Annotated in this window: 14 protein-coding genes; 10 read left to right on the forward strand and 4 right to left on the reverse strand. The window is 69.3% G+C overall.

What is annotated here, in order from left to right; genetic code table 11:
• The first annotated feature begins 41 nt into the window (after nt 1–41).
• The 7 genes from AAAZ40_RS03950 to AAAZ40_RS03980 all read left to right on the forward strand — a co-directional run bounded on the left by AAAZ40_RS03950 (nt 42) and on the right by AAAZ40_RS03980 (nt 7,031).
• Nucleotides 42–293 carry a hypothetical protein gene (locus AAAZ40_RS03950; RefSeq protein WP_476661274.1) on the forward strand — a complete coding sequence of 84 codons (252 nt, stop codon included), beginning with the start codon at nt 42–44 and terminating at the stop codon, nt 291–293.
• A 61-nt stretch (nt 294–354) separates the two neighbouring features.
• Nucleotides 355–1,095: a 2OG-Fe dioxygenase family protein gene (locus tag AAAZ40_RS03955; protein WP_476661275.1), complete on the forward strand. Its 741-nt coding sequence runs from the start codon at nt 355–357 to the stop codon at nt 1,093–1,095.
• Between the two features lie 91 nt (nt 1,096–1,186).
• A complete protein-coding gene (gene bktB, locus AAAZ40_RS03960) occupies nt 1,187–2,374 on the forward strand; it encodes a beta-ketothiolase BktB (protein WP_476661276.1) in 1,188 nt (395 codons plus the stop codon).
• A gap of 105 nt (nt 2,375–2,479) precedes the next feature.
• The gene (locus tag AAAZ40_RS03965; protein ID WP_476661277.1) at nt 2,480–4,180 is read left to right on the forward strand and encodes a choice-of-anchor I family protein; all 1,701 of its coding nucleotides are present in this window, start codon (nt 2,480–2,482) and stop codon (nt 4,178–4,180) included.
• A 125-nt stretch (nt 4,181–4,305) separates the two neighbouring features.
• Nucleotides 4,306–5,220, forward strand: coding sequence for a TatD family hydrolase (locus tag AAAZ40_RS03970; RefSeq protein ID WP_476661678.1), 915 nt, complete (start codon nt 4,306–4,308; stop codon nt 5,218–5,220).
• 28 nt (nt 5,221–5,248) lie between these two features.
• Nucleotides 5,249–6,172 carry a DMT family transporter gene (locus AAAZ40_RS03975; protein ID WP_476661278.1) on the forward strand — a complete coding sequence of 308 codons (924 nt, stop codon included), beginning with the start codon at nt 5,249–5,251 and terminating at the stop codon, nt 6,170–6,172.
• A 64-nt stretch (nt 6,173–6,236) separates the two neighbouring features.
• Nucleotides 6,237–7,031 carry an SDR family oxidoreductase gene (locus AAAZ40_RS03980; RefSeq protein ID WP_476661279.1) on the forward strand — a complete coding sequence of 265 codons (795 nt, stop codon included), beginning with the start codon at nt 6,237–6,239 and terminating at the stop codon, nt 7,029–7,031.
• Nucleotides 7,032–7,103: 72 nt separating this feature from the next.
• On the opposite strand, the gene AAAZ40_RS03985 is transcribed toward AAAZ40_RS03980, so the two are convergent.
• Complete coding sequence (locus AAAZ40_RS03985; RefSeq protein WP_476661280.1) at nt 7,104–8,039, reverse strand: DMT family transporter; 936 nt, start codon at nt 8,037–8,039, stop codon at nt 7,104–7,106.
• Nucleotides 8,040–8,153: 114 nt separating this feature from the next.
• On the opposite strand from AAAZ40_RS03985, the gene AAAZ40_RS03990 reads away from it, so the two are divergent.
• The gene (locus AAAZ40_RS03990) at nt 8,154–9,149 is read left to right on the forward strand and encodes a quinone oxidoreductase family protein (RefSeq protein WP_476661281.1); all 996 of its coding nucleotides are present in this window, start codon (nt 8,154–8,156) and stop codon (nt 9,147–9,149) included.
• Between the two features lie 121 nt (nt 9,150–9,270).
• Entirely contained in the window at nt 9,271–9,696 is a 426-nt protein-coding gene (locus tag AAAZ40_RS03995; RefSeq protein WP_476661282.1) for an Hsp20/alpha crystallin family protein, read from the forward strand.
• Nucleotides 9,697–9,773: 77 nt separating this feature from the next.
• Here the strand turns inward: AAAZ40_RS03995 and lspA are convergent, their stop codons facing one another.
• The 3 genes from lspA to AAAZ40_RS04010 form a co-directional block, all read right to left on the reverse strand.
• Nucleotides 9,774–10,286, reverse strand: a complete 513-nt coding sequence (lspA, locus tag AAAZ40_RS04000) for a signal peptidase II (RefSeq protein WP_476661283.1) — start codon at nt 10,284–10,286, stop codon at nt 9,774–9,776.
• 73 nt (nt 10,287–10,359) lie between these two features.
• A complete protein-coding gene (ileS, locus tag AAAZ40_RS04005; RefSeq protein WP_476661284.1) occupies nt 10,360–13,236 on the reverse strand; it encodes an isoleucine--tRNA ligase in 2,877 nt (958 codons plus the stop codon).
• A 71-nt stretch (nt 13,237–13,307) separates the two neighbouring features.
• Nucleotides 13,308–14,369, reverse strand: a complete 1,062-nt coding sequence (locus AAAZ40_RS04010; protein WP_476661285.1) for a bifunctional riboflavin kinase/FAD synthetase — start codon at nt 14,367–14,369, stop codon at nt 13,308–13,310.
• Between the two features lie 196 nt (nt 14,370–14,565).
• On the opposite strand from AAAZ40_RS04010, the gene AAAZ40_RS04015 reads away from it, so the two are divergent.
• A complete protein-coding gene (locus AAAZ40_RS04015; RefSeq protein WP_476661286.1) occupies nt 14,566–15,123 on the forward strand; it encodes an HNH endonuclease in 558 nt (185 codons plus the stop codon).
• The last annotated feature ends 20 nt before the right edge of the window (nt 15,124–15,143 follow it).

Below are 15,143 nucleotides of genomic sequence, written 5' to 3' on the forward strand. Positions count from 1 at the left end.
GGCCGGAACAGCAGCCGCTGCACAGCGGGCACAATAGGCGCATGGAAAAGCGCGCAGCTTCCGCTACCGGCCAGCCGGACCGCACGGTGTGGCAGCGCTTGCGCGCAATCTGGCAGCCGCACAATGGGCTGTTCTGGCTCATGCTGCTGTTCAACGGCCTGTCCAGCAGCATGGCCTGGTACCTGCACCTGTCGCCGCCCGCTGGCTGGCTGCTGCTGGTGTTTACCCTGCTGGCGCTGGCCAATGCAGCCGCGGGGATGCTGCTGCTGTGGCTGCTGTGGCGCAGCACCTGAGCACGCCGAAGCTTACACTTGGGCCACCCACACCCGGCCCCCTGCCGTTGCCACCTCTGCCATGAACGCCGTTTTTACACCCCCCACCGTGCCGTTGGAGCAGCTCGACGCCACCCTGGCGCGCCAGGGCTTTGCCCTGCTCGATGCGGCTGCGGTGCGGCGCTGGCTTGGGCTCGAGGCACAGGCGCTGGCGGCCTTGCAGCCGAGCTGGGAGCGGCTCTGCCCCGACCGCTATCTGCGCGACGGCGGACGCTACCGCAAACGGCGCCACAGTTGCTTCGTGGTCGAGGGCGCGCAGGTGCGCCAGGTGCCGCACCGGGTGCACTGGCAGCCGCTGCAGTACAACGCCCTGCACGGCGGCATGCAGCGCTGGTTCGAGCCGATCGAGCCCGAGGTCGTGGCCCACCCCGCCTGGCAGCGCCTGCTGCAGCAGACCGCGGCGGCGGCTTCGGCGCTCAAGGGCGCGCAGCCGTGGTACCTGGAGGCGCACCAGTTTCGCATCGACACCACCGACGGCATCGGTCGCCCCACACCCGAGGGCGCGCACCGCGACGGCATGGAGCTGGTGGCCGTCTATCTGCTCGGGCGCCAGGGCATCAAGGGCGGCGAGAGCCGGGTGTTCGAGGCCGACGGCCCGCATGGCCAGCGCTTCACCCTGACCGAGCCTTGGTCGGTGCTGCTGCTCGACGACGAGCGCGTGATCCACGAATCGACCCCGATCCAGCCGCTGCTGCCGGGTGAACTGGGCTGGCGCGACACGCTGGTGCTGACGTGCCGCTCGGGCGGCTTTCAGGGCGATTGAGCGCGGCAGGCTTTAAGATCCGCCCTTGGGCGCCGCAGCGGCCCGAGCCATGCAACCCCAAACGCACACCACCCCCCAGGAGACCGAGCCCATGAGCCACCGAGAAGTCGTCGTCGTCAGCGCTGCGCGCACCGCCATTGGCACCTTTGGCGGCAGCCTCAAAGACACCCCCACCACCGAACTCGGCGCCCTGGTGGTGCGCGAGGTGCTGGCGCGCGCTGCCGTGCCCGGCGCCGACGTGGGCCAGGTGGTGTTTGGTCACGTCGTCAACACCGAGCCGCGCGATCTGTACCTGTCGCGCGTGGCCGCGCTCGACGGCGGCTGCCCGGACACCACCGTGGCCATGAACGTGAACCGCCTGTGCGGCTCGGGTCTGCAGGCCATCGTCAGCGCCAGCCAAGCGATCTTGCTCGGCGATTGCGACGTGGCCATCGGCGCCGGGGCCGAGAACATGAGCCGCGCGCCCTACCTGAGCCTGGTGTCGCGCTTTGGTGCGCGCATGGGCGACGCCACGCTGGTGGACATGATGGTGGGCGCGCTGCACGACCCCTTCCACAAAATCCACATGGGCGTGACGGCCGAAAACGTGGCGGCGCAGTTTGGCATCAGCCGCGCCATGCAGGACGCCCTCGCCGTCGAGAGCCACAACCGCGCCGAGCGCGCCAGCGCCGAGGGCCGCTTCAAATCGCAGATCGTGCCGGTGCTGCTCAAAAGCCGCAAGGGCGAGGTCGCCTTCGACACCGACGAGCACTTCCGCCCCGGCTGCACGCTGGCCGACTTGGCCAAGCTCAAGCCGGTGTTCGTCAAGGAAAACGGCAGCGTCACGGCGGGCAACGCCTCGGGCATCAACGACGCCGCTGCGGCCGTGCTGCTGATGGAAGCCGGCACGGCGCGCGCGCGCGGCCTGGCCCCGATGGCGCGGCTGGTGGGCTACGCGCACACCGGACTCGAGCCCAAAATCATGGGTGTGGGCCCGATTTCGGCCACACGCAAGCTGCTCGAGCGCACCGGCCTGACGATTGCCGACCTGGACGTGATCGAAGCCAACGAAGCCTTCGCCGCCCAAGCCTGCGCCGTGACGCAGGAGTTGGGCCTGGACCCGGCCAAGGTCAACCCCAACGGCTCGGGCATCTCGCTCGGGCACCCGATCGGGGCCACCGGCGCCATCATCACCGTCAAGGCGCTGTACGAGCTGCAGCGCAGCGGTGGCCGCTACGCGCTGGTGACGATGTGCATCGGCGGCGGGCAGGGGATTGCGGCGATTTTTGAGCGCCTTTGATCGGTCTGGGGCGGCACAGGGGGGTGGCGGGGGCATTCACAGATTTGTCATCTGGCTTGCGTAGAGTGCAGCGGTTCGACTTCAAACTGCACCACCACAATGCCCATGACACCCACCCCCTTCGCCCTGGCCCGCTTGACCGCGGCGGCCTCCCTCGCCATTTTGGCGCTGGCCGGCTGCCAGACGGCTCCCACCACGCCCGCCACGGCCCCGGCGGCGGCTGCAGCAGCCCCAGCCCCAGCCGCAGCCCCAGCAGCCGTGCCGGCTGCAGCCCCTGCCGGCCTGACGCTGGAAGCGCTGGGGGCCTTCGAGGGCGGTGCCGAAGGCGCGTCCGAGATCACCGCCTACGACCCGTTCTCGCAGCGCCTGTTCGTGGTCAACGCGGCCACCAAATCCATCGACGTGCTCGATCTGCGCGACCCGCGCGCGCCGCAGCGCATCGGCAACATCCCAGTGGCGGCTTTTGGCGACAGCCCCAACAGCGTGGCGGTGCACGGCGGCTTGGTGGCGATCGCGGTGCAGGCGGCACCCAAGACCAACCCCGGCGCGGTGGCCTTCGTCGAGGCCGCCACCTTGCGCGTGCTCTCGCACGTGGCCGTGGGCGCGCTACCCGACATGCTCACCTTCACCCCCGACGGCTTGCGCGTGCTGGTGGCCAACGAGGGCGAGCCCAACAGCTACGGCCAGGCCGATTCGGTGGACCCAGAGGGCTCGATCAGTGTCATAACGGTCAACCGCGGCCGCACGCCGGCCGTGGCCACGGCCGATTTCCGCGCCTTCATCGGCCAGGAAGCGGCGCTGCGCGCCCAAGGCGTGCGCATCTTTGGCCCGGGTGCCAATGCGGCCCAGGACTTCGAGCCCGAGTTCATCGCCGTTGCCCCCGACGGCCGCACCGCCTTTGTCACACTGCAGGAAAACAACGCCATCGCCACGGTGGACATTGCCAACGCGCGCATCACCGCCGTGCGCGCCCTGGGCAGCAAAGACCACAGCCAGGCGCGCAACGCGCTCGACGTGAGCAACGAAGACGGCACGCCCAACACCAACGAGGGCACGCCCGCGATCCGCATTGCGCCGCAGCGCGTGCGCGGCTTATTCATGCCCGACGCCATCGCCGCCTACCGCGTCGGTGAGCGCACCTTGCTGGTGACGGCCAACGAAGGCGACGCGCGTGACTGGCCCGGCTTCAACGAAGAGGTGCGCGTGCGCGCCCACTGCCCCCAGGGGCTGGATCCGAGCGTGTTCCCCGACGCTGCGAACCAGGTGCTGGATTCGAACCTGGGTCGCCTGCTCGTGACCAACACCCCCAACGCCGGCCAGACCGGGCGCAACGCCGCTGGCCAGTGCACCGAGCTGTTCAGCTTTGGCGCGCGCTCGTTCTCGATCTGGGACGCGGCCAACGGCGCGCTGGTGTACGACTCGGGCGACGAGTTCGAGCAGCGCACCCGCGCCCTGCCCAACGTCGCCTTCAACGCCAGCCACAACAACAACACCCTCGACGCCCGCAGCCCGAGCAAAGGCCCGGAGCCTGAAAGCGTGGTGGTGGCCCAGTTTGGCAACCGGCACTTTGCTTTCATCGGGCTCGAGCGCGTCGGCGGCGTGATGGTCTATGAAGTCACCAACCCAGCCGAGGCGCGCTTCGTGACCTACTTCAACGGCACCCGCAACGGCGTCAGCGGCGACCGCGGCCCCGAGGGCCTGACCTTCATCCCGGCGGTGCAGTCGCCCAACGGCCGGCCCTTGCTGGTGGTGGCCAACGAAGTCAGTGGCACCACGCGCATCCTGCAAATCAACCTGGGGTTTTGAGCGGCTCGAGGGCCCCAAGGGTTGAGGGTCTGGTGGGTCGATACCCTGGGGCCTGCAGGGGCGGGGCGGTGTGCGGCCCAGGCGCGTGCGCTGGCTGCAGGCTGGACTGGTGCAGCGCATAATCGCTGCGCATGTGGATCGACAGCCATTGCCACCTCGACGCCCCCGATTGGACCGATGAGCAGCGCCTGGCGCTGCGTCGGCAGGCGCGTGCCGCTGGGGTCGAGGTCTGCGTCTATCCGGCGGTGGAGCGCGCCAACTGGGCGCGCGTGCGCGAACTGGCGCACGCCACGGGCGACGCCTACGCGCTGGGCATCCACCCGCTTTACGCCGTGCGGGCCGCCGACGCCGACCTCGAGGCGCTGGCGCAGGAGTTGCAACGCTGCCACGCCGACCCACAGCTGGTGGCGGTGGGAGAGATCGGGCTCGATTTTTTGGTTCCCGCCCTGTGTGCGCCGGCGGCGCGCCAGCGCCAGTGGCACTTTTACACCGCCCAACTGGAGTTGGCGCAGCGCGTCGGGCTGCCGGTGATCTTGCACGTGCGGCGTTCGGCCGACGAGTTGCTGCGCGGCCTGCGCCAGTCCGGCCGGGGCTGGTCAGGCGCGGCCACGGCAGACCCGGCCACACGCCTGGCCCGCGCGTGCGGCGGCATCGCGCACGCCTTCAGCGGCAGCCTGCAGCAGGCGCAGGCCTTCATCGAACTCGGATTTGCCCTGGGCTTTGGCGGTGCCTGCACCTTCGAGGCGGCGCGGCGCCTGCGCCGGCTGGCCAGCGCCCTGCCCGCCGAGGCGCTGGTGCTGGAAACCGACGCCCCCGACATGCCGCCCCAGTGGCTCTACACCCCGGCCGCAGCGCGCGCCGGCGGTGCCAAGCAGGCGCCCAACACCCCGGCCGAGCTGGCGCGCATCGGCGCCACGCTGGCGGCGTTGCGCGGCTTGGACTGCGCCGCCTTGGCCGCCCAGACCAGCGCCAACGTGCGGCGCGTGCTGCCGCGGCTGGCGGCGCTGCGGCCCCAGCCACCCGTCGGCGCCGCGCCCTGAGCGCCGTCGCCGCGCTCGAGACCAAGCCATGCCCCTGCGCCCCACGGTTTTTTCCGCGCTCAGCCGCCTGCAAAGCGGCTTGCTGCTGGCGCTGGCTGGGGCCGTGGCCTTCAGTGGCAAGGCCATCATCGTCAAGCTGGCGTATCGCTACGGCGTCGATCCGGTCACGCTGCTGATGTACCGCATGCTGTTTGCGCTGCCGCTGTTTCTGGCCATGATCTGGTGGGCCACCTACCGCAGCGCCAAGCCGGTGCAGCCGCTGCAGCGGCGCGACTGGCTGGCCATTCTGGGCTTGGGTTTTTGCGGCTACTACCTCGCCAGTTTTCTGGATTTTCTGGGTTTGCAGTACATCAGCGCCAGCCTGGGGCGGCTGATCCTGTACCTCAACCCGACGCTGGTGCTGCTGCTGGGTTGGCTCTTGTTTGCCCAGCGCGTGACGCCGCGTCAGCTCGGGGCCATGGGCCTGAGCTACGCCGGCGTGCTGCTGGTGTTTGGGCACGAGCTGCGCTTCGACGGCTGGAGCACGGCCCTGGGAGCGGCGCTGGTGTTTGGCAGCGCGCTCAGCTACGCCGTGTATCTGGTCTATAGCGGCGCGCTGGTGCAGCGCATCGGCGCGCTGCGGCTGGTGGGCTGGGCCACCACCGTGGCCTGCATCCTGTGCATCGCTCAGTTTGTGCTGCTGCGCCCGCTCGAGGCGGCGCTGGTGGCGCCCGAGGTGATCTGGCTTTCGCTGCTCAACGCCGTGCTCTGCACCGCAGCGCCGGTGGTGCTGGTGATGCTGGCGATCGAGCGCATCGGCGCCGGGCTCACGGCCCAAGTCGGGATGGTCGGCCCCATGGCCACGCTGCTCATGGGCGCGCTCATGCTGGGCGAGCCCTTCAATGCCTGGATTCTGGCCGGCACCGCGCTGGTGCTGGCGGGCGTGCTGTGGGTGAGCCGGCCCAGCCGGTGAGGATAATCGGCGCAGGCAAATCGCTCAATCCGGCCCACTGGGGCCATTCTTGAGGTGCAAGACGATGGACTTTGGAATCGCGGGTCGCTGGGCCCTGGTGTGTGGGGCCAGCAAGGGGCTGGGCTGGGGTTGCGCGCAGGCGCTGGCGAGCGCGGGGGTGAACCTGGTGCTCGCGGCGCGCGGGGCCGAGCGCTTGCAGCAGGTGGCCGCCGAGCTGCATCGGCAAGGCGGGGTGACGGTGCTGCCGGTGGCGGCCGACGTGACCACGGCCGCCGGGCGCGAGGCGCTGTTGGCGGTCCCCGGCGGGCCGGGACGGGCCTTTGACATCGTCGTCAACAACGCCGCTGGCCCGCCCACGGGCGATTTTCGTCAATGGGAGCGCGAGCAGTGGCTGCAGGCGCTGGATGCCAATATGCTGAGCCCGATCGAGCTCATCAAGGCCACGGTGGATGGCATGGCCGAGCGCGGCTTTGGCCGCATCGTCAACATTACCTCCAGCGCCGTCAAGGCCCCGATCGACATCTTGGGCTTGAGCAACGGCGCCCGCAGTGGCCTGACCGGCTTCGTCGCCGGGCTGGCGCGCAGCGGCTTGGCGGCGCGCGGCGTGACCATCAACAACCTGCTGCCCGGCAAGTTCGACACCGAGCGCCTGGCCGCCACCCTGGCCGCCGGGGCCCAAAGGAGCGGGCAGCCGCTCGAGGCCGTGCGCGCGGCGCAGCTGGCGCAGATACCGGCGCGCCGCTTCGGCAGCCCGCAAGAGTTCGGCGCCGTGTGCGCCTTCCTGTGCAGCATCCACGCCGGCTACCTGAACGGCCAAAACATCTTGCTCGACGGCGGCGCCTATCCGGGGGTGTACTGAGGCACCCAGCCCCGGCCTCGAGGATCAGCAGGCAATACGTGGTCTTGGTCTGATTCGAGGCGCTTGCATGCCTCAACGCCGCAGCGACGAGACCACGATGCCGGCTACGATGAGCGCAAAGGCCACGACGTGGAACAGTTGCGGCGGCTCGCGCAGCAGGGCGGCCGACATGAGTGCGGCCAGCAGCGGTGTGAGGTTGCTGAAGAACGCGGCCACGGTTGGGCCGGCGCGCTGCACCCCTTCGCCCCAGAAGCGGTAGGCGATCACGCCCGGACCCAGTCCCACGAACACCAGCACCGCCAGCAGCGCCCAGCTCCAGTCGATCTGCGGCAGGGGCGTGCCGCTGGCCGCCGGCCACAGGACCCACTCGCCGGCGCTGAGCGCGGCCGACCAAAAAAGACCAAAAACGATCTGCGCCATCAGAAAGGCCGACCAGTCGGCGCGAATCGGTGCCGGTTCGTCGCGCCGCGTGAGCAGCCAACTGTAGAGCGCCCAGGTGCAGGTGGCCAGCAGCATCCAGGCGTCGCCCGGCACCAGTTGCAGCTCGACGATGCGCTGCACCTGGCCCTGCGTGAGCACCACCAGCACCCCGAGCAGCGACAGCGCCGAGCCCAGCAGCGCCTGGCGGGTGATGGCGGCGTCAAAGAACAGGCGCCCGATCAGCAGCATCCAGACCGGCATGCTGGCGGCCACCAGCGTGACGTTGATCGGGGTCGAGGTGTGCAGCGCCAGGTATTGCAGGCTGTTGTAGCCGGCAATCGCCAGCAGCCCGAGCACGGCAAAGCGGCGCCAGTGCTGCCACAAACCGCTGCGGCGGCGCAACACCCAGGCCGCCAGCGGCAGCAAAATGGCCAACGCCACCAGCCAGCGCAGGAAGTTGAAAGTCATGGGCGGAATCCAGTCCGCTGCGACGCGGCCGACGACGGCGTTGCCGGCCCACAGCAGCGGGGCGATGGTGAGCAGGGCGGCGGTGCCCACGGTCAGGGGCGCAAAGGGTGTAACAGACATCGCTGCGACTGTAACGCCTGCGCGCCCCAGGCTGAGGCAGGGGCTTGCAGTGCCGGCCTGGGGCGCGGGTGATTTCGTGGCAACATTGGCGTTTTTGCTTTCAGGAACCCACCCATGAGCAGCACCCACAGCCGCGCCGTCGTCATCGAGCACACCGGCGGCCCCGAGCAGATGCACCTGATCGAGACCGCAGTGGGCGACCCCGGCCCGGGCGAGGTGCGCATCCGCCACCACGCCATCGGGCTCAACTACATCGACGTCTATCAGCGCAGCGGCCTGTACCCGCTGCCGCTGCCGGCGCGGCTGGGCATGGAGGGCGCGGGCGTGATCGAGGCCGTGGGCGCGGGCGTGGAGCATTTGCAGGTGGGCGACCGCGCCGCCTACGCCAGCCAGCCGCCGGGCAGCTATTGCGACGCGCGCGTGCTGCCGGCCATGAACGTCTGCCGCCTGCCCGAGGGCATCGGCTTCGAGCAGGGCGCGGCCCTGATGCTCAAGGGCCTGACGGCGCAGTACCTGCTGCGCCACTGCAAGCCGGTCGAGGGGCTGCAGGCAGGCGACTGGGTGCTGTTCCACGCTGCGGCGGGTGGCGTCGGGCTGATCGTTTGCCAGTGGGCGCGCGCGCTCGGCCTGCGCCTGATCGCCACCGCCGGCAGCGACGAAAAATGCGCGCTGGCGCGGGCCAATGGGGCCGAGCACGCGCTCAACTACCGGCACGAGAACGTGGCCGCGCGCGTGCGCGCCCTGACTGACGGCAGCGGCGTGAAGGTGGTTTATGACGGCGTGGGCAAAGACACCTGGGAGGGCTCGCTCGACAGCCTGGCGCCCTTTGGCCTTCTGGTGAGCTTTGGCAACGCCTCGGGTCCGGTGCCGGCCTTTGCCCCGGCGCTGCTGGCGGCCAAGGGTTCGGTGTACGTCACGCGCCAGACCCTGTTTCACCACATCAGCAGCCGTGCGCGCACCCAGGCCATGGCCGACGAGCTGTTTGCCGTGGTGGGCAGCGGGGCAGTGCAGATCCACGTCGAGCAGCGCTACCCGCTGGCGCAGGTGCAGCAGGCGCACCGGGCGCTGGAGGCGCGCCAGACCGTGGGCGCCACGGTGCTGCTGCCCTGAGAGGCTGGGGGGGTCTTGAAATCGTCATCTGTTGCCCCTAGATTGCGCTTGTGGCCGCAATGGGTTGCGGCCCATCGAGGGTCCTATCAACCGCAATCGCCAGTCTAGGAGTGCACGCATCATGAACCATCTGATTCCCCGTGGCAGCCTGTTCGACGACTTTTTCAAGGACATGGCCTCGCCCGGTTTCTTCATCAAACCGCTGCACGGCGACGCGCTGCCGCAGTCGATCAAGGTCGATGTGAGCGAAACGCCGGAGGCCTACCAGGTGCAGGCTGAAATCCCGGGCGTGGCGCGTGAAGACATCCACGTCAGCATCGATGGCAGCATCGTGAGCCTGCGCGCCGAAATCCGGCAACAGGATCGCCAGACCGCGGACGACAAGCTGCTGCGCAGCGAGCGCTACTACGGCTCGGTGGCGCGCAGCTTCCAGTTGCCGCTCGAGATCGACGAGGCCGAGGCCAAGGCCAAGTACGAGCACGGCGTGCTGACGCTGACGCTGCCCAAGAAGCGCGGCCGCAGCGGCCAGCGGCTGACGATCGAGTGAGAAGGATGCCGGCGCCTGTCTGCTCGCCGCTCTGCTGTGTCTGCTGCGCCTAGGGGCGTTCGCACCAATGAGCCGGCTCAGGCGCGCGAGCGCCGCACGCGTCGGATTTCGTCGATGATGATACCGCACGCGCCCAGCGTGATCGCCATGTCGGCCAGGTTGAAGGTGGGAAAGTGGCCGCCGTGAAACACCGGCTGCAGCCAGCGGAAGTGAAAGTCGAGCATGTCGATCACGTGGCCGTGCAGCAGCCGGTCGATCAGGTTGCCCAGCGCCCCGCCCATGATGCAGGCGATGGAAAAGGCAAACAGGCGCTGGCTGTGGTGCCTGTGCAGCAGCCAGACGATGAAGGCGCTGGCCGCCAGCGCCACGGCGCTCAGAAACCAGCGCTGCCAGCCGCCGGCGTCGGCCAACAGCGCAAACGCCGCGCCTGGGTTGTGGTGGCGCGTGAGGTTGAAAAACGAGCTGATGCGCAGCGCCTCGCCGTGGTCGAAGGTGGCGACGATGAGCGTTTTCGTGAACTGGTCGGCCAGCACGATGGCAGCCGCCAGCGCGAGCCAGAGCCAGAGGCTGGTGGGGGATGATTTGGCCATGGGGCGCTTTATGTGAAAAGGCTTGGGGTCTGAGAGGCCATTGGGCGGGCATGACCGATTGCCTTGCGGCCTCTCAGGCCACGTGGCGCACTTCGCCGCTGCCGTACAGGTTGCTGGTGCAGCGGCCGCAGAGCTCGGGGTGCGCCGGGTCGTGGCCCACGTCGTCGCGGTAGTGCCAGCAGCGCGCGCACTTGGGGGCGCTGGCGGCGCGCACCTGCACCGCCAGCTGCGCGCCCGGCTGCAGCTCGACCGCCGAGACGATGAACACGAACTTGAGCTCGTCGCCCAGGCTGCGCAGCAGCGCCAGGTCTTCGGCGTCGAGCGTGAGCCTCAGGTTGGCTTGCAGCGAGGAGCCCAGGCTGCCGGTGCTGCGCACGTCCTCGATGGCCTTGTTGACCACCGCGCGCAGCTCGCGCAGGCGGCCCCACTTGGCCAGCAGGGCCTGGTTGGGGCTGGGCAGCGGCAGATAGGTTTCGGTGTAGATCGATTCGGTGTGGCCGACCAATTGCCACGCCTCTTCAGCGGTGAAACTCAAAAACGGCGCCATCCAGCGCAGCAGCGCGTGCGTGATCTGGTGCAGCGCGGTCTGGGCGCTGCGCCGCGCCAGGCTCTTGGGGGCGCTGGTGTAGAGGCGGTCTTTGAGCACGTCGAGGTAGAAGGCGCCCAGGTCTTCGGAGCAATAGACCTGCAGCTTGGCGACCACGGGGTGGAACTCGTACTCCTGGTAGTGCGCCAGCACCTCGGCCTGCAAGGCGGCCGCGCGGCTCAGGGCGTAGCGGTCGATCTCCAGCAGCTCGGCCTCGGGTACGCCGTCGATGGCGGGGTCGAAGTCGCTGATGTTGGCGAGCAGGAAGCGCAGCGTGTTGCGCATGCGCCGGTAGGCATCGACCACGCGCGCCAGGATCTTGTCGTCGATCGCCAGATCGCCCGAATAGTCGGTGGCCGCCACCCACAGGCGGATGATCTCGGCCCCGAGCCTGGAGCTGATCTGCTGTGGCGCCACCACGTTGCCCACGCTCTTGCTCATCTTGCGGCCTTGGCCATCGACGGTGAAGCCGTGGGTGAGCAAGCCCTTGTACGGCGCGCGGCCGTACAGAGCGCAGGCGGTGAGCAGCGAGCTGTGGAACCAGCCGCGGTGCTGGTCGTGGCCTTCGAGGTACAGGTCGGCCTCGGGGCCGTGCTCGTGCCCGGCGCCGGCGTGGCTGCCCTTGAGCACGGTGGTGTGGGTGGTGCCCGAGTCGAACCAGACCTCGAGGATGTCGCTGCTCTTGCTGTAGTGCGCAGGGTCGGCGGCGTCGCCGATGCGCGCCAGAATCTCGGCCACGCTGAGCTGGCTCCAGGCCTCGATGCCGCCAGCCTGCACCACTGCGGCGGCCAGGTCGATGATCTCGAGCGTGCGCGGGTGCGGCTCGCCGCTGTCGCGGTGCAGCAAAAAGGGCAGCGGCACGCCCCAGGAGCGCTGGCGGCTGATGCACCAGTCGGGCCGGTTGGCGATCATGTCGCGCAGCCGGGTGCGGCCGTTTTCGGGGTAGAAGCGCGTTTGCTCGATGGCTTGCAGCGCCGACTGGCGCAGCGTCTGCTCGGCGGCGTCTTGCGTGAACACGCCGTGGCCCGCGTCCATGCGCACGAACCACTGCGCCGCGGCGCGGTAGATCACCGGCGTTTTGTGGCGCCAGCAGTGCGGGTAGCTGTGGCTGATGGTCTCGGTGCCAAACAGCCGGCCCTGCTCGCGCAGGGTGTCGATGATCACCGGGCAGGCCTTCCAGATGTTGAGGCCGCCGAACAGGGGCAGCGCCTCGTCGTACTGGCCGTTGCCCTGCACCGGGTTGAGGACCTCGTCTGGCTGCAGGCCGTGGGCGAGGCAGGAGTTGAAGTCTTCCACGCCATAGGCCGGGGCCGAGTGCACGATGCCGGTGCCATCGGTGGCGGTGGCGTAGTCGGCCAGATAAATCGGGCTCGAGCGCTCGTAACCGGGGTGCACGTGCGCCAGCGGGTGCTGGAAGCGGATCAGCTCCAGCGCGCGGCCGGGGGCGGTGGCGAGCACGCTGCCTTCGAGCTGAAAGCGCGCCAGGCACTTTTGCACCAGCGATTCGGCCAGCACCAGCAAGCCGCGCGGCGTCTGCACCAGCGCGTAGATGAGCTCGGGGTTGAGGTTCAGGGCCTGGTTGGCGGGAAGGGTCCAGGCGGTGGTGGTCCAGATCACGGCGTACATGGGCTGGCTCGCAAGCCCAGCGGTGTCCGGGTGCGGCAAGCCACTGTGGCCAAAGAAGGCATGCAGCAGCCTGGCCGGTTCGGCGCACAAAAAGCCCACGTCCAGGCTCTGGCTTTGCTTGTCCTGGTATTCGATCTCGAACTCGGCCAGCGACGAACCGCAGTCGAAGCACCAATAGACCGGCTTGAGGCCCCTGTAGACGAAGCCGCGCTCCATGACGCGCTTGAAGGCACGGATTTCTTGGGCTTCGGTGGCGAAGTCCATGGTTCTGTAAGGCTGGTCCCACTGGCCCAGCACCCCCAGGCGCTGGAAGTCGGCCTTCTGCTGCGCGATCTGCTCGGTGGCGAAAGCGCGCGCCTTGGTCTGCATCTGATCGCGCGACAGCTTGCGGCCGTGCAGCTTTTCGATCGCGTTCTCGATCGGCAGGCCGTGGCAGTCCCAGCCCGGGATGTACTGCGCATCAAAGCCGGCCAGCTGGCGCGCTTTGACGATCATGTCCTTGAGCACCTTGTTGACCGCGTGTCCGATGTGGATCTGGCCGTTGGCGTAGGGCGGGCCGTCGTGCAGGATGAACTTGGGCGCACCCACGCGCGCGGCGCGCAGGCGCTGGTACAGGCCGTGCTCGTTCCACGCTTGCACCCAGCCCGGTTCGCGCTGCGGCAGGTTGCCGCGCATGGGAAAGGGCGTGTCGGGCAGGTTCAGCGTCGCGCTGTAGTCGGTCGGGGTGGCGTCTGGCATGGCAATGGCGGTAGGGGAGGCGGTGAGCAGGCCGGCTGACAGAGGGTGCCGCGCCTGCCCCTGGGGCGCGTTCAGGTGGGGGCAGCAGACCGGGCGGCAAACCAGGCGCGGGCGTCGGCGCAGTCTTGGGCGATGCCGCGCGTGAGGGCGGCCAGGCCGTCGTAGCGCAGCTCGTCGTGCAGTTTGTGCAGCAGTTCGACGCGGATGATTTTACCGTAGGCCTCACCCGGCGTGGTGGCGCCGCGCAGGGCCTGCTGCACGCGCTCGGGCCAGGCCAGGCAGTGGGTCTCGAGCAGCACCCGGCCGCCATTGGCGTCGTCGGGGTCGAGCGAGGGCCGCACCCCGAGGTTGGCCACGCCGGGCAGCGGCGGCGCTGCGGGGTCTGGGTCCAGCCCGTGCACCTGCACCACGAAGATGCCGCTGGCGGCGGGCTTCCAGTGGTCAAAGCGCAGATTCAGGGTGCGAAAGCCGTCGCCAGCGCCGCTGGCCGTCGCGCCCAGCGCGCGCCCGAGCTTGCGCCCATGCACCACGTGGCCGCTGATGGCGTAGGGCCGGCCCAGCAGCGCGGCGACGTCGGCCATGCGGCCGGCGGCCAGTGCCGTGCGCACCTCGGAGCTGGAGACGCGCAGGCCGTGCACCTCGTAGCTCATCATGCGCGCGACGTCGAAGCCTTGGGCGCTGCCCGCGGCATCGAGCAGCGCGTAGTCGCCGCGGCGTTGCGCGCCAAAACGGAAATCGTCGCCCACCAGCACGTAGCGCGCGCCCAGCGCCCCGAGCAGCACCTGGTCGATGAAGGCCTGTGCCGGCAGCGCCGCCAGGCGCGCGTCAAAGGGCAGGATGACGCAGCGCTCCACGCCGCAGCGGCGCAACTCGTGCAGCTTGTCGCGCAAGGTGGCGATGCGCGCCGGGGCCAGATCGGGCTGGCGGAATTTTTGCGCGAAATAGTCGCGCGGGTGCGGCTCGAAAGTGAGGGCGCAACTGGGCAGGCCGCGGTGTCGCGCCTCGTTGCCCAGCAGCGCCAGCATGGCCTGGTGGCCGCGGTGCACGCCGTCGAAGTTGCCAATGGTGAGCGCGCAGCCCCCCTGGGAGTGGGTCTGGCGCAGCAGGTTGGCCATGCCTTGGATGATTTTCATGCGTAAAGGGCAAAGATTTGGCTCGGGTGTCGCCGAACCGCAACCAAAGCGCGCTATATTGACACAAACCCATCTGGGTTGCGCCTCTGCCTGCCGCTGCCTTGGCTCGGTTGCCGGCGGGCCGGGTTTCTGTGGTGGCTCTGGTGGCTGCGCGGCGCGTGGCGGCCCAGGCCAAAGCGCGCGGAGGCAAGGTTTGGTGAAGGTCTTGAAATTGTCGGCACAGGGCGTGCCGCAGTCGTGGATCAGCCTGGAGCAGGCCGTGCTGCACTACGCCGCCGGCGAGGTGCGCTGGGAGGCGGGCCTGCGCGTGGCGCGGTTTCGGGGCGGCATCAACGCCGTCAGCGGGCTGCAGTCGGTGATCGAGGTCAACTCGATCATCGGCACCGTCGGTGTGCCTAACATCAACCCCTTCGAGCTCAAGCCCAGCCTGAACAACGAAAAACTGTTCGCCCGCGACCGCAGCCTGTGCGCCTACTGCGGCGACTCGTTCCCCGAATCGTTCCTCACGCGCGAGCACATCCGGCCGCTGGCCCAAAAAGGCGGCGACCATTGGATGAACGTGGTCACCGCCTGCCGCAGTTGCAACCACCGCAAGGGCAACCGCACGCCCGAACAGGCGCGCATGCCGCTGCTCTACACCCCCTATGTTCCCAGCCTGTGGGAGGACTTCATTTTGCGCAACCGCCGCATCCTGGCCGACCAGATGGAGTTTCTGGCCGCGCGCCTGCCGCGCCACTCGCGCCTGCACGCCTGAGCGCGCCCCAGCCGAGCCGC

It is taken from the genome of Serpentinimonas sp. SMBJO2, from assembly GCF_056341105.1.

What these genes read in the sequence shown, in the direction of transcription:
- AAAZ40_RS03950 (WP_476661274.1), top strand. Translation starts at nt 42, where the DNA reads ATGGAAAAGCGCGCAGCTTCCGCTACCGGCCAGCCGGACCGCACGGTG.
- AAAZ40_RS03995 (WP_476661282.1), top strand. Translation starts at nt 9,271, where the DNA reads ATGAACCATCTGATTCCCCGTGGCAGCCTGTTCGACGACTTTTTCAAG.
- AAAZ40_RS03980 (WP_476661279.1), top strand. Translation starts at nt 6,237, where the DNA reads ATGGACTTTGGAATCGCGGGTCGCTGGGCCCTGGTGTGTGGGGCCAGC.
- bktB (WP_476661276.1), top strand. Translation starts at nt 1,187, where the DNA reads ATGAGCCACCGAGAAGTCGTCGTCGTCAGCGCTGCGCGCACCGCCATT.
- lspA (WP_476661283.1), bottom strand. Translation starts at nt 10,286, where the DNA reads ATGGCCAAATCATCCCCCACCAGCCTCTGGCTCTGGCTCGCGCTGGCG.
- AAAZ40_RS03990 (WP_476661281.1), top strand. Translation starts at nt 8,154, where the DNA reads ATGAGCAGCACCCACAGCCGCGCCGTCGTCATCGAGCACACCGGCGGC.
- ileS (WP_476661284.1), bottom strand. Translation starts at nt 13,236, where the DNA reads ATGCCAGACGCCACCCCGACCGACTACAGCGCGACGCTGAACCTGCCC.
- AAAZ40_RS03985 (WP_476661280.1), bottom strand. Translation starts at nt 8,039, where the DNA reads ATGTCTGTTACACCCTTTGCGCCCCTGACCGTGGGCACCGCCGCCCTG.
- AAAZ40_RS04010 (WP_476661285.1), bottom strand. Translation starts at nt 14,369, where the DNA reads ATGAAAATCATCCAAGGCATGGCCAACCTGCTGCGCCAGACCCACTCC.
- AAAZ40_RS03975 (WP_476661278.1), top strand. Translation starts at nt 5,249, where the DNA reads ATGCCCCTGCGCCCCACGGTTTTTTCCGCGCTCAGCCGCCTGCAAAGC.
- AAAZ40_RS03965 (WP_476661277.1), top strand. Translation starts at nt 2,480, where the DNA reads ATGACACCCACCCCCTTCGCCCTGGCCCGCTTGACCGCGGCGGCCTCC.
- AAAZ40_RS03955 (WP_476661275.1), top strand. Translation starts at nt 355, where the DNA reads ATGAACGCCGTTTTTACACCCCCCACCGTGCCGTTGGAGCAGCTCGAC.